Genomic DNA, 14551 nt, shown 5'->3' on the forward strand with positions numbered 1-14551 from the left:
TTTTGAAAGAAGAAGGTATTGATTTAGTACCTTCTTCTTCCTATAAATGAACTACAAAATGAGTTTTTTGTTTTGAAGTAAATTATAAGAAGAATGTAGGTTGTTGGTGGAGAAGGCAACTCTGATATGTGGTGACATACAATCTTAGATCATTATTTGTATGAATAATGGTGGAAAGTCCCCCAACTTTCTTGTTTAGCAAATTGAGGATAGGTGGATATAAAGTTAATGATTATTAAAGATTGATCTAGATAAGGATATGCATCGAATAAAAACCGATCACCGTATCGAATAGCTGTTAATGCAAGTGGTAATTCACGTCTAAATATTTTATTGCGTTGTGCTGATACATTTACGTTATATTCCCCTTGATCTATATATATATAAACATAATAGTATAAGCAACTCCCATTTTGTTTCCATTCGCCTAATACTTCATCTCTCTTAGGATTGATATTTCCCCAGGCATAATAAGTTCCAATGGTTAAAAAAAGTTCTCCAGTAAAATCAGAGTGAGTGAGTGTGTAACGTCTTGGAATAACAGGTTCCGTAGCAGTAACACCACTGGTATATGTTACAAATAGTTTTTCCGGATTGAAATTGCTCAAACAATCAACTCCAATGGGCTGTTTTTTTATAAATATGCAATTGTAAATTTATTCATTCGTAAAAGCCTTATGTTTCGGTTATAGCCAACTGTATCTATTGCTTCACTTTTTATAGTTTAATATTTTATATTAAAAACTGCTGCTTAAGTAGGTGCGGTGAACCGTACCATAAGTATTTGGGTTTTTTATAAAGGAAGGCATAATAGCCCCTAAATACTAATTTTCAATAAAAATGTGATATTTTTGGCTTAACTGTTCGTTGTTCCGTTTTTTGGAGAAATAGAGTGTACAGTCTTAATTTTTCTTAATGTCTTTGCCTTTTCCAATCAAAATAGTTACTTGTGCCATTGTGATGGGCAATGAGGTCCTTTTCCTATAGGCAAGGTATTTGGGTACCCATGTAGTAACATTATATTTTTCCTTAAATTTCCTTAAGCCTTGAAAGTGATAGAAAACTTGTCCATGTAAATAAATTTGGGCAGCTACCTTTTCACTAAAAAATGAATATTTAGACAGCCCAACATTGGAAAGTGGGGCCATTCCTAAATTAAATTGGTTATATCCTTTTTCTTTAGCCCATTCAAATAACGAAAGAAATATAAAGTCCATTGTTCCTGAAGGCGAACTAGGTATGAAGCGCATTAAGTCCACGGAAATGGTTTGATTATTATCATAAACAGGCATTAGACTGGCAAAGCCAATAACATCCTCATTTATGTTTTTCAAAATGGCTATTTCAGATCTATTAAGATACGCCTCATCGAAAAAGCCGAGTGAAAATCCCTTTTCCCTCCTACCTGCAAGCCACTCATTTGATACTGTTTTAAGTTTTTGAAGTAAATCATCACTTAATGGAGGTTTAATGATTTCAAAAATAAAATTTTCCCGCTCAAATTTATTTTTGTTGGCCCTCATTACCTTCATCTTTTTACCAGATAGGGAGAAATTCTCCAAATTGACAAATGCCTCCTCTCCAAGTTTAAAAAAGTCGAAACCATTTTCGTGAAGAATTGGAAGCATGTCATTACTACTCTCATAAAAAATAGGCGTATACCCATATAAATCGGAAATGGTTAGGAATTCCTCAATAGCATGTGGAAACTCTGATTTCTCCCCAGTAAGGTCGCCAAGCACCACAATTTTGTCCGCATATTTTTGGAATGGAAATAAAACATTGTCTTTACTATTCCAGAAAACATACTTATCATGCAAAAAGATTAAATGTGTTAATACATTTCCCTTATATTTATTGATGTGTTCGTAAATTTTTTCCTCCTGATTTCTTGATGTCTCCATTGGCCATTTTTGGGATTTTCCCACAAAATTACCAATACAATAAATAAAGATGGCTATTATCAGCCCGATGAAAGCACTATAAAACAAGTCATGGTAATCAGTAATGATATATGGCAAAAACTTTGTTGGAATACTGAATTTTGATGTAGGCAAATTAAAATACCCAATCAATAGATACATAAGTGTAATGATGAGAATGATGAAAATATCAAAGATCATCTTCCCCCAAGTCAATACATAGCCTTCCCGATAGAATCGAGCTTTGGATAATCGAAGCAACAAAGCGACTACGAGTAAAAAGATGGCTTCTTCATAGTCGAATCCTTTGGAAAGAGAAAATAAAGCAGCAAAGGATAGGACTATAATTGTGAGATAATAAGCGCGTTTTACTTTGTATTGAATTCCCCTTGATAATCCAAGAAGAATAAAGCCTGTTGCAACTGAAAGTTGATGAGATAAACTCATTATAGTGAGAGAAAAAATGTCTTCAGCAACTTTTAACCTTTCAATAATACCTGGCAAAGCGGCAGAAAGAAGCAAAATTAACCCGGAAATAAATATCAAAATGGTTAACATCCAATGGCTGATATGTTGTACAAATACATTTGGCAAATTACCCCAAGTGTTATTCCACTTTTCCCAATAGGCTTTAATAAAAAGGAAAGCTCCTACAAGAAATGGAATAATGAAATAGCCTATGCGATATAGCAAAAGCAGCACAACAACTTTCTCATCCTGAATGCCTAAATAATCTACCCCCCATATAAAAACGAGGTCAAAGGAACCTAGACCTCCTGGGATTAAGCTTACAATTCCAGCACATGCAGCAACGGTAAAAATAGCAAATAAATCTCCAAAAGGAATGGAGATACTCAAAACAGATTTTAAAAGCCAAAAAACTAATAAGACAGCTGACCATTCCAGGACAGAAACGAAAATAAGCAAACATTTCACTTTTATTGTGATAGATGGATCAGGATTCTTTTTCTCTCTCCATAAAGTAATGATCATCAAAGTAGGGAGGTACAATGCAACGCCAATAACAGCCAAATAAAGCCATTTAGTATGTACTAACAGGGGAATATTTCTATATCCCACAATGGTAATCCAGGAAAGTAAGGAAATACCCGTAAGGAGAAATAAAGAAACAATAGCAATGGTTCTTAATAAATTCCCTTTCCCAAACTCATCTTTTTGATAGAAATACGTTCTAAGCATTACTCCGATAATACCACCGAAACCAATCAAATTTGAAAAGGAATTGACGATGAGTGCTTGCTTAATAAGGTGCTTTTTTGGTATCTTAATTCCCAATATTTTTATGATAACTGCATCATAAAAAAACATAGGGAAAATGGATCCAATGGTAATTAGTAGGACAAAGACTAATGTTGCTATCGGTACTTGACCTATTTCATGTTGGAGCAATTGAATGTTAAGGTCCATTGCAAATTTTTTTATTTCAATTGTTGCAAGGACTAATAATATTAGAGGAAAAATAATTTTCAAAAATTGAACTGTTTTTTCTTTTAAATAATGTTTACTCAATTTGAATATTCCTCCCCTAATGCTGTTTTGACTATTTGACAATTTTAACCAATAACCCTAAATCATGATAAGTGAATCGTACTTTTCACTTTTGTATTTGTCAAGAAAACACGGGGGCGGTTCTACCGTTTTCCTGAGACATAGAGTGAAATGGCGGAACCGTCCCCGTGTTTTGTGAAATATGGATTTAAAGTTTAAAAAACTAAAGACTGCCAGAGTGATTCCTCAGCAGTCTTTTTGATTGGTTGGCGTTGCTTAACTGGTTAACCGAAAGCTAGTGTATTATAATATAGCGACTAATTGTTAACTATCACCATTGTTCAAATCTTGTTCAATGAGTGAAAGAAACCAGAATAAAATCCTCTTAGCAACTAAGATAATGTAATGACTTCATATTTTGAGGCTAACTCAATAAAATGGTCCATCCCGCTGATTTTTCCAGCTACAAGCTGATCATTTAGCTCATAATAATCGACACATGTTTTGCAAGCAAGAACGTCCATACCCTTTTCTTCCAGTTCTTTTAATTGAAGAGAAACAAGTGAGTTTTCCGTTAAGGTAAACACACCGCGGTTCATACAAAAAATAGCCGCTGGCAGATCTTCTTTTTGCTTAAGAATAGTGAAGAAGGTTTCTAATATTCCTTCGCCAAGTGCTGTTTCTCCTTTGCCAAGTTGATCTGAAGCAAGTAAAATTACTTTGTTTTTCAATTTCTTCACCTCACTAGTTTAATCATGCAAAAAGCCTTTTTTGTCTTCCTTATAGGGTACTATTTACTACTTTAATATAAAAATAAATATCCTGCCCAACCTTTTTCGGTTTAGTCAAGAGCTGGTAGCCATGTTTTACGGCTTCTTCCGGGACACTTCGAAAGGATTGTGGACAGTCAGCGATAACTAGTAAGACTTCCCCGATTTTCATCGTTTTAAGCGCATCCAGCGCATAAATGACAGGGTATGGTCATGGCTCGCCGCGAATGTCTAACGTGTAGTTGACATCGATTATTTGGGACATGAATTATACCTCCTTTGTAACGGGAGAAATCCGTTCGTTTTTTTGATGTTTGATTCCTGTTCCATAACGGAACCGTTTTTCCCACCAATTTGATAGTAAGAACCAAGCAGCCAGCATGGCAATCGTTCCGAACAAAGCTCCCATAGATCCCCATTGCTCGATCAAGTTCACTTTCGGCCAATTTTCTGCAAGGGCATGATAGATGCCGAGGTGATCCCAGCCATAGGCAAGAGCAGTAGCACCGACAATATTTCCTGCGCCAACTACCCAGAATAACAATTGGCCTTCCATTGCCCGATACATCATGCCCGTTTCACAACCGCCGGCAAGAACAATCCCAAAGCCAAAGAGAAGACCGCCAATCGCTGTGCTCGGAGCAGCCATTTTGATAAGGGCGACAGAACCGTTTTGAATATAAATAAATGTGACCACTACACTGATCATCATCCCAATAGCAAGCGCTTTGGACATTAGAGCCCGGCCGCTGATCCATAGATCGCGGAAAGCGGAAGTGAAACAAATTTGCCCCCGTTCAATAAGAATCCCAAACAGGGCTCCTGCTATACAAGCAACCGCGAGAAGTGATTTATCTGTTGCGAAAAAGTAAACTACAAGAGCGAGATACAGGAAGACAAAAATCAGCCCTAAGATCGGCTGGATATTCTTTTTTTGGACATGCTGGGTGATAGCTGGATTCATCGAGCCTTTCATCAGTGCCAGGTTTTCCCCGCCACCATTTCGTATTTACGACTTTGACACCAAAGTAGGTTCCAATGGCAGTGGTCAACATAAAAATCCAGGAATGGAACGAGAATTGAGGTACACCTGTGAAAAAGGCAGCCAAATTGCACCCTAGGGCAAGCCGAGCCCCAAAACCTGCAATGATTCCGCCAATAAATCCTTGGATTAATCGTCGCTTTTGTTTCGGTATGCGGATTTTAAAACTGTTGCTTAGTAAAATCGTGATCAACGCACCAACAAGCATTCCAATGACAATCCAGCCATCGGTCCTGCTGATAGGAGAGCCCTCGAGGCCTACAAGCTGAAAATACGCCCATTGCGATACATCGACACCGAACCATTGTAAGATATGCCCGCCTAATCTGGTGAATTCCCCCGTAACGGCCCAAACTGTACCTGTAATCCCGAAATACAATGCACTGACCAGACCTGCAATACTGATGGCTATATAGGGATTCCAATATTCCTTGAAAATTTTTTGATAAAGATTCATTAAATATAGCTCCTCCTTCTTTGGAATTATCCAAAAGTAAAAAAGCCCGGAGATATCCAGGCATCCTAAGAGTTTCATTTACAAATATAAAGGTTATTTGGTTGCAACTCAATTCAATTTATCGATAAGATAGATTAAAAAGTATTTAAATATTAGATATTTAGAACCGAGTTGGTTCTCTTGTGCCAGATGTGAATCCGGGTTATTTCTTTTAATACAAATGGATAACGGTCTTTCTTAATAATTATTGAGGGAGTAAGGGATTACCCAAATGGCGAAGCCCATTTATAATGACAATGGAAAAGGTTAAGAGGGTACCAAGCAGATCTTCCTGACAGATAGGGATGCCATTTTCTTTTTCATTCCATCTGCCGGTCTTTTGAACCAAATGCCGAATAGATGAATGCATTAAACGGACTTTTTGAATGGCTTTGATTCCTTGTCCCTCGGGTTCAAGTCCCCCTGGTGCCATGACATGAAGAACAAATTGACCTGTTTCTGCTATCCTGCGGTATGCATTTTGACCTAAACGATAACTGAATGTAAGGACCTTCACACCTGTACGTGCTGCGTAACAATTCACTAGTGAGGATGTTGATAATAAGAAGGTAATGGCAATACCATGTTCCTGAAATAAATCGGTTGCGTTTCTTATTCTGGCCAAGTCCACGTTTTCTGGGCAATTAGCTGTATCCTTAAGCCAAAATTCGATCGTATCAGGTAATTCTTCCAGGATATTCTTGGTCATTGTACATTAATTGTTTTAATAAATGATTTACGGAGCCAACCTGACTTTTCTTGAACAATTCTTCAATTATTTTGTCCGGTACTGGATCGCCTTCCATCCGTAACTTCTCTAAAAACTTGTCTGTATATAACATCTTTTCCCCCTTTGACAATTATCTGGTAGATAAAAAGAAATGAAGCATTTTATATTTATATTCCTACTAATATAAAAACATGTTGGATGCGATACCTTTTCATTCATAGTCGGAAAATTTAAGAATTTAGTTCATTTTTAGATTCGATAGAGTAATATTTTTGCGGTATATTTTTATGGTTTTGCTTAGTTATCGTATGTAGATAGATCAATAATACGTCTCAAATGATAAATAAAAAAATAGCCTTTCTGTAAATACAGAAGAGCTATTTTTTCTCCAACCTTGTAATTAATAAAAGCAAACAATTAAGGCTTCCTTCATTTTCCCTTATTATTGTTTATTAGGTGCAGCCAAAAATCCAGATCAGTTTGAAGATGCTGTTGCATTAGACGTTCTGCCTTTTGGCCATCACGCTCCCTAATTGCATGGTATATCTCTTCATGTTCATCAATTAGGAAAGGGCGATTGTAGTAAACGACTGTTCGTCGAAAAAGATAGATAATGGATGACATTTTGTCAATAATATCAATCATGACACGGTTATTACTGGCATTAACAATGATTTCATGGAACAGTTCGTTCGCTTTCATAATCTCGTCGATATTTTCCTTCCGTCCATTCTCTACGCATTCCCATAAAGAGCTCAGTTCGTTTTCTGGTAGATAGGTTGCAGCACATTTTGCTGAGTAACCTTCCAGCAGTATTCGGACCTGAAACATATTTCGTAAATCAGCCTCGGTTGGACTTACAACTTTCTTTTTTACGATTAGTCCCTCATTCTCCAGCTTTTTAATCGATTCTCGAGCCGGAGTTCGACTCATCCCTAATTCTTCGGCGACTTTTTCCTCAACAATTTTTGTGCCACTAGGAAGCTCTCCATTCAAAATTTTGTCACGCAGGATTTCATAAGATTGAAGATAGGCCGGACTGTGTTTTTTATTATTATTTGGCAAGTTGTTCACCTCTTCAGAACCCATATATCTAAGTTCCATCATAACAAACTTTTTTTTGAAAAAAAATATACTAGACATTTCGAAAAAAAGGAAATATCATAAAATGTATACAAAAACATAAGAATTGTATACATTGTAATTAATGCCGTATACCTTTTTGGTGTTGTATGAGGCTACCTTTAAAGATTTCTTTATTTTTTTTATTAAAATATGTAAGCGTATACAAAATAATTTTTTAAAAACAGTTGTATTTACAACTAAAGTAAGATACCGCTAAGAGGATCCAATTTTTATAAAAACATATGAATTTTTTAGTGAATGATTCGTTGATAAGGGGGAGTTGTGTGAAACTTTTAGATGAAATTTTAACTTATAATGAGAAGTTTGTAGAAGATAGAGAATATGAAAATTTCAAAACGGATAAGTTTCCACATAAAAGGCTCGTTATTCTTACTTGCATGGATACTCGTTTAGTGGAATTGTTACCAAGGGCGATGAATGTGGGGAATGGTGATTTCAAAATCATTAAAACTGCCGGTGCACTGGTGTCGCATCAGTTTGGAAGCATTATGAGAAGTATTCTTGTTGCAATTTATGAGCTTGGAGCAAACGAGGTATGTGTTGTAGGTCACTACGATTGCGGTATGTCCAACTTAAAAGCAGAGAATACCATAACAAAAATGAAAGAACGCGGTATAAGTCAGGAAAAATTAGAGCTCCTGCATGATTCTGGGATAAATATTGAAAAGTTTTTACGGGGCTTTGATTGTGTTAAAGACAGTGTGAAGCATAGTGTAGCAACTATTCGTAAGCATCCTTTAATACCAAAGGATGTAACTGTTCACGGATTAGTAATTGATCCAAAAACAGGACAGCTTGATACCATAGTGAACGGGTACCAAGTCTAGTATATCAAAAAATTTAGACATGCTAATTGATAAATTTCCTGAGTTTTGTGCAATTTTTTTAATCCACCATTTTTTAATATTTCTAAAGTTTATATAAACAAACTTTATTTCAAAAAAACATCTAGACATTTATGTAAAGAAGCAATATTATAAAATGTATACAAAACAATAAAAAATGTATACAAATTATACACAAAATGTATACATGAGGTTTTGGGTTTCAATTTTATGTAAGCGGATGCAACGCGGAGGTTATCGAGGTTGAATTTTCATAACGATTTTTGTAAGCGGATGCATTCTTTTGTTTTAAAAAAATACATTCCGGGGGAAGAACAATGACAAAGAAAATTGGTTTTATTGGCTTAGGGATCATGGGGAAACCGATGGCATTACATTTGATCAAGTCGGGATATAGTTTAGTAGTTTTTGATATTAATAAAGATGCAGTGGAGTCTTTAGTACAAGCAGGGGCAATGGCTGCTAATTCGCCACTTGAAGTCGGTGACAGAAGTGACATTATCATTACGATGTTACCTGCTAATAAGCACGTAAGAGAAGTGGTCTTGGGGGAAAATGGAATTATTAAGACGGCAAAAGAAGGTACAGTCGTGATTGATATGAGTTCGATTACTCCTGTTGTATCTAGAGAAATTGCAAGCGAACTAGAGAAAAAAGGGATTGAAATGCTTGATGCACCAGTAAGTGGAGGCGAACCAAAAGCGATTGATGGTACATTAGCCATTATGGTCGGCGGTAAAGAAGAGGTTTTTGAAGATGTGAAGGACGTTCTTTACGGAATGGGTTCTGCAGTTACATTAGTTGGTGGCAATGGATGTGGCACAACAGCAAAGTTAGCAAACCAAGTAATTGTTAACTTAAATATTGCTGCTATGTCAGAAGCGCTTGTATTAGCTGCAAAGGCTGGAATTGACATCAATAAAATGTACCAGGCCATTAGAGGGGGCCTTGCAGGAAGTACGGTGCTAGATGCTAAGGTTCCTTTGATACTCGAAAGAAATTTTGTTGCGGGTGGTCGAATTGATATCAATCTAAAAGATATTACGAATGTAATGGAAACTGCCCATGGTATTGGCGTACCATTACCACTTTCAAGCCAGCTGCTCGAAATCTTCCATGCTTTAAAGGTTGATGGAAAAGCAAGTGATGACCATTGTGGAATCGTTCAATATTATGAAAAGCTTGCAAATGTTGAAGTAAGGGGAAATTAACATGGGGTATGAGAAACGTCTTGTAAGTGAAGCCTTTGCTAAGATTCCGACTGTGGATTTAAGAACGGTCGATGAAATGCTGGAAAAGGAATTAGCCAAGCTTAACAAAAAAATCATCGTTCTTGATGATGATCCGACTGGCGTACAAACCGTTCACGATATTTCTGTTTATACAGATTGGTCTTTAGAGAGTATTGAGCAGGGATTTCTCGAAGACAACTCCATGTTTTTCTTGCTGACCAATTCCAGAGGATTTACGTCGGCAGAAACGAAAGAAACTCATATCGAAATTGCTTCAAACGTTTACGAAGTCGCTAAAAAGTTAAACAAGGAATTTATTATTATTAGCCGGGGTGATTCAACTTTAAGAGGACATTATCCGCTTGAAACAAAGGTGCTGAAGGAAACGATTGAATCAAAATCGGACATGACCTTTGATGGAGAGGTAATCGTTCCATTTTTTAAAGAAGGTGGACGCTTTACCATTGATAATATCCACTATGTACAATATGAAGATTATTTAGTGCCAGCAGGTGAAACTGAATTTGCTAAAGATAGAACATTTGGTTATACCAAATCCCATTTAGGGGAATGGGTAGAGGAAAAATCAAAAGGTGAATTTAAAGCAGAAAATACTGTCTATATTACACTTGAAAGTTTACGGGCATTGGATATTGACACGATTACAAATCAATTACTTGGTGTAAAGGATTTTAATAAAGTGGTCGTCAATGCTGTTGACTATGTAGATATAAAAATCTTTACGATCGCTCTTATCAATGCGATGAATGCTGGGAAAAACTTCATGTTCAGAAGTGCAGCTGCCCTTACTAAGGTGATTGGCGGGGTAAGCGATAAAGGGTTACTTACAAGGGATGAGCTAATTAAAGAGGAATCAGATCACGGCGGATTAATCATCGTTGGTTCTCACGTGAAAAAAACGACTGAGCAGTTAGAAGAGCTAAAAAAATGTGATTCAATCCAATTTTTGGAGTTTGACGCACATCTAGTTTTACAACCTGAACAATTTAAAGCAGAAGTTGACCGAATTGTTGAAACTAGTGAATCACTGATTCGTTCTGGTAAAAATGTAGCCGTTTACACTAGAAGAGAAAGACTGGATCTTGGTGAAGGAAAGCAGGAAGAAGAGTTAATGCTCTCAGTGAAAATTTCCGATGCTGTTACAAGCATTGTGAAACGATTAGAGGTAAGACCTAGCTATGTTATTGCCAAGGGGGGCATAACATCAAGTGATATCGGAACGAAGGGGCTTGCGGTAAAAAGAGCAAATGTAGCGGGGCAAATAAAGCCAGGTATTCCAGTGTGGATGACAGGCAACGAAAGTAAATTCCTGGAATATCCTATGTTGTGTTCCCTGGAAACGTTGGATCAAAGGATACATTAAGAGAAGTCGCTGAATTACTAAATAAATAAGACATTGAACTTTTGAACATTTCATTAAAAAAATAATCTTACATCTGGGGGCAGAGAACATGGATTCATTGTTTGGATTGTCACATGAAACGAGTCTACTAATCTATGCAATCATTGCTATTGTGGGTTTAATAGTTTTAATTGCAAAGTTTAATACGAATCCTTTTGTTGCATTAATCGTAGCTGCACTGTTTATGGGTTTAATTTCTGGGATGAAATTACCTGATATAGTGACTTCGTTTCAAGAAGGAGTTGCAGGGGTTTTAGGATTTATCTCAATTGTCCTCGGCCTTGGTACGATGCTTGGGAAAATGATGGCAGAATCAGGCGGAGCAGAGCGGGTTGCCCGAACATTAGTAAAAGTATTTGGGGAAAAGAATGTTCACTGGGCTATGATGGTTGTCGCTTTGATCTGTGGTATACCTGTCTTTTTCCAGGTTGGAGTTGTACTATTAATACCACTCGTTTTCGTTATCGCAAAACATACAGGAACACCTTTACTTAAAATTGGTCTTTCTCTTGTTGCCGGTTTAGCAGTAGTTCATAGTCTTGTCCCTCCACACCCTGCAGCAATGCTAGCGGTTGGTATATTCGAAGCAGACTTAGGTAAAACCATTTTCTTAGCGATGTTTGTTGCATTACCTGCGGCAGCAGTAGCAGGTCCACTTTATGGTTCATTTATTGCAAAAAGAATAAAAGTCGAGCCATCAGGTGACCTCGTCGCTCAATTTACAAAGACGCAGCGAAAAGAAGAAGATTTACCAGGATTCGGGATTACTATTTTTACAATCTTGCTTCCAGTTTTGTTAATGTTGACAGCAACCATTGTAGATTTAAATTATCCGGCAGAAAATTCATTCCGCCAAGTAGTTGATTTTATAGGTAGTCCAGTAGTTGCACTTTTATTATCTCTTATCTTCTCATTTTATTCCTTTGGGTTTGCCCGAGGTTTTAATGGAAAAGATATTTTGAAATACACGAATGAATGTCTAGGACCAGTAGCATCAATCGTGCTTTTAATTGGTGCAGGCGGCGGTTTCAATAAAGTGTTAACAGCGAGCGGGGTTGGCGAAGCGATTGCCCAGTTTGCTTCGGATGCAAATCTTTCTCCTATCGTATTAGCATTTCTTATTGCTGGGTTGATTAGAGCGGCGGTTGGATCCGCAACAGTTGCAATGACAACTGCTGCTGGAATCGCAGCCCCAATTGCAGCAACAATGCCTGGAGTAAGCCCTGAATTACTAGTGCTTTCAGTAGGTGCAGGCTCCATCATGCTATCTCACGTGAACGATTCAGGATTTTGGCTAATAAAAGAATTCTTTAACATGTCCGTGCAGGATACGTTAAAAACATGGACCGTTATGGAAACAATCCTTTCATTTGTTGCATTTGGAATGGTATTATTGCTCGACATATTTATTTAATGAAAAGGCTATGTTAAAAAACGTTTTTGATTTTGAGCAATCTGTTGATTGAAGCGGAAGGTGCGAGACTCCCCCGCGGAAAGGGAGCACCTGGAGCGGAAAGCAACAGACCATTTTAACATGGCAAATGAAGTAGCCCTGAGCTTATCTTAAAAAGCTCAGGGCTTTGTTATTTCTTCTATAAAACTAAGGCCTTTAACTCTTGCAAGGAGTAAGGGTAAAACCTTAGTTTTCTTTATGGAAAGAGTTCTCACTTCTTCTCGCTTTTAAATAATTTAAAATTATCATATAATAATAAATAAATATTTTAATTTTCTAAAAAATGGTGTTACACTATTAATGAATAGTGTTATACTATTAAATAATAGTGTTACTAATTAATCAGGTTATTATTGATCCAGAAATAATGTGTGACTAGGTAGCGCCCTGGCTTGGAATGGCGCCTACCAAGAGCGTCTACATTCTTTCTGCAAACTTAGGGGATAAGGAAGGTTAAAATGAGCGACAGACAAACTAAAACAGACGTTATCTTAATTGGTGCCGGAATCATGAGTGCAACTTTGGGATCACTGCTGAAAGAGTTAGTGCCTGACTGGGAAATTACAGTGTTTGAGAAGCTCGCAAATGCGGGAGAGGAAAGCTCTAACGAATGGAATAATGCCGGAACTGGACATGCGGCACTGTGTGAGCTTAACTACACCAACGAAAAACCGGACGGATCTATAGATATTACGAAAGCTATTAATATTAATGAACAGTTTCAGGTTTCAATGCAGTTTTGGTCTTATCTAGTAAAAAGTAATCTGATTCGTAATCCGCAGGAATTTATCATGCCATTACCACATATGAGTATGGTCCAAGGGGAAAAGAATGTTGAGTTTTTAAAGAAGCGTTATGAAGCGCTTTCAAATAATCCGTTATTTCAAGGGATGGAATTTTCCGATAACCCAGAAAAACTAATGGAATGGATACCGCTTATTATGGAAGGTCGTCCATCTAATGAAGCGATAGCGGCAACCAAAATCGACTCTGGAACGGATGTCAATTTTGGTGCTTTAACACGCATGTTGTTTGACCATTTAAAAACTAAAAACGTCGATATCAAGTACGAACATAGTGTTGAGAATATGAAACGTACTAGCGATGGCTCATGGGAATTGAAAGTGAAGAATCTCGAAAGCGGTGGCGTAGAGCACCATACTGCAAAGTTCGTCTTTATTGGAGGCGGAGGTGGAAGCCTGCATTTACTGCAAAAATCAGGTATTCCTGAAAGTAAACATATTGGTGGATTCCCAGTAAGCGGAATCTTTATGGTGTGTAATAATCCAGAGGTTGTCGAGCAGCATCATGCAAAAGTTTATGGCAAAGCAAAGGTTGGTGCTCCACCAATGTCTGTGCCTCATCTTGACACAAGATTTATCGATAATAAAAAATCGTTGCTATTTGGACCATTTGCCGGATTCTCACCAAAATTCCTAAAAACTGGCTCAATGCTGGATTTAGTAACTTCCATTAAACCGAATAATCTCTTAACGATGTTGGCGGCGGGCGCCAAGGAGATGACTTTAACAAAATACTTGATTCAACAAGTTATGTTATCGAAAGAACAGCGCATGGAAGAGCTACGCGAGTTCATACCGAACGCGAAATCTGAGGATTGGGGCTTAGTGGTAGCAGGCCAACGTGTGCAAGTTATTAAAGATACAGAGGCAGGCGGTAAAGGGACGCTTCAATTTGGTACGGAAGTGATTAGTGCGGCGGATGGATCAATCGCGGCATTACTAGGAGCTTCACCGGGTGCTTCTACTGCTGTTCACGTAATGCTTCAGGTAATCAAGAAATGTTTCCCGCAATATATGAATGAATGGGAAGCCAAAATCAAAGAAATGATTCCTTCTTATGGAATGTCCCTTATGGAGAACCCAGATCTCCTAAAGGAAATTCATACTTCAACTGCGGAGACACTTGGCTTAGCAAGCAAAGAACTGGCTACGGTTTCTTAAGTTATTATCCGAAAGTCGT

The 14551-nt window shown here is 37.4% G+C and carries 13 protein-coding genes and 1 pseudogene; 5 read left to right on the forward strand and 9 right to left on the reverse strand.

Annotated features, from left to right (window positions below):
• Positions 1-152: 152 nt before the first annotated feature.
• From RGF10_RS01185 to RGF10_RS01225, 9 genes are all read right to left on the reverse strand, one after another.
• Positions 153-608, reverse strand: coding sequence for a staygreen family protein (locus RGF10_RS01185; RefSeq protein ID WP_318506539.1), 456 nt, complete (start codon positions 606-608; stop codon positions 153-155).
• A gap of 294 nt (positions 609-902) precedes the next feature.
• Positions 903-3452: a bifunctional lysylphosphatidylglycerol flippase/synthetase MprF gene (gene mprF / locus RGF10_RS01190; protein ID WP_318506542.1), complete on the reverse strand. Its 2550-nt coding sequence runs from the start codon at positions 3450-3452 to the stop codon at positions 903-905.
• Between the two features lie 371 nt (positions 3453-3823).
• Positions 3824-4162, reverse strand: a complete 339-nt coding sequence (locus RGF10_RS01195) for a DsrE family protein (RefSeq protein WP_318506544.1) — start codon at positions 4160-4162, stop codon at positions 3824-3826.
• A gap of 49 nt (positions 4163-4211) precedes the next feature.
• The gene (locus RGF10_RS01200) at positions 4212-4400 is read right to left on the reverse strand and encodes a sulfurtransferase TusA family protein (RefSeq protein WP_318509286.1); all 189 of its coding nucleotides are present in this window, start codon (positions 4398-4400) and stop codon (positions 4212-4214) included.
• Between the two features lie 69 nt (positions 4401-4469).
• Entirely contained in the window at positions 4470-4937 is a 468-nt protein-coding gene (locus RGF10_RS01205; protein ID WP_318506546.1) for a YeeE/YedE thiosulfate transporter family protein, read from the reverse strand.
• Positions 4938-5052: 115 nt separating this feature from the next.
• On the reverse strand, positions 5053-5700 hold the full coding sequence (locus RGF10_RS01210; RefSeq protein ID WP_318506548.1) for a YeeE/YedE thiosulfate transporter family protein: 648 nt from the start codon (positions 5698-5700) through the stop codon (positions 5053-5055).
• Positions 5701-5944: 244 nt separating this feature from the next.
• A complete protein-coding gene (locus RGF10_RS01215; RefSeq protein WP_318506550.1) occupies positions 5945-6448 on the reverse strand; it encodes an oxygenase MpaB family protein in 504 nt (167 codons plus the stop codon).
• Positions 6417-6581, reverse strand: coding sequence for a hypothetical protein (locus RGF10_RS01220; RefSeq protein WP_318506553.1), 165 nt, complete (start codon positions 6579-6581; stop codon positions 6417-6419). The genes RGF10_RS01215 and RGF10_RS01220 overlap by 32 nt, the downstream gene beginning before the upstream one ends.
• A 317-nt stretch (positions 6582-6898) precedes the next feature.
• The gene (locus RGF10_RS01225; protein ID WP_318506555.1) at positions 6899-7534 is read right to left on the reverse strand and encodes a GntR family transcriptional regulator; all 636 of its coding nucleotides are present in this window, start codon (positions 7532-7534) and stop codon (positions 6899-6901) included.
• A gap of 344 nt (positions 7535-7878) precedes the next feature.
• Here RGF10_RS01225 and RGF10_RS01230 point away from each other — a divergent pair, with 344 nt between their 5' ends.
• The 5 genes and pseudogenes from RGF10_RS01230 to RGF10_RS01250 all read left to right on the forward strand — a co-directional run bounded on the left by RGF10_RS01230 (position 7879) and on the right by RGF10_RS01250 (position 14532).
• A complete protein-coding gene (locus tag RGF10_RS01230) occupies positions 7879-8442 on the forward strand; it encodes a beta-class carbonic anhydrase (protein WP_318506556.1) in 564 nt (187 codons plus the stop codon).
• Positions 8443-8777: 335 nt separating this feature from the next.
• The gene (gene garR, locus RGF10_RS01235; protein WP_318506558.1) at positions 8778-9671 is read left to right on the forward strand and encodes a 2-hydroxy-3-oxopropionate reductase; all 894 of its coding nucleotides are present in this window, start codon (positions 8778-8780) and stop codon (positions 9669-9671) included.
• Position 9672: 1 nt separating this feature from the next.
• Positions 9673-11105: pseudogene (locus RGF10_RS01240) on the forward strand (four-carbon acid sugar kinase family protein).
• Positions 11106-11164: 59 nt separating this feature from the next.
• A complete protein-coding gene (locus RGF10_RS01245) occupies positions 11165-12529 on the forward strand; it encodes a GntP family permease (protein ID WP_318506560.1) in 1365 nt (454 codons plus the stop codon).
• Positions 12530-13026: 497 nt separating this feature from the next.
• On the forward strand, positions 13027-14532 hold the full coding sequence (locus RGF10_RS01250) for a malate:quinone oxidoreductase (RefSeq protein WP_318506563.1): 1506 nt from the start codon (positions 13027-13029) through the stop codon (positions 14530-14532).
• Positions 14533-14551 lie beyond the last annotated feature (19 nt).

Source organism: Bacillus sp. T3 (assembly GCF_033449965.1).
Taxonomy (GTDB): Bacteria; Bacillota; Bacilli; order Bacillales; family Cytobacillaceae; genus Bacillus_BU.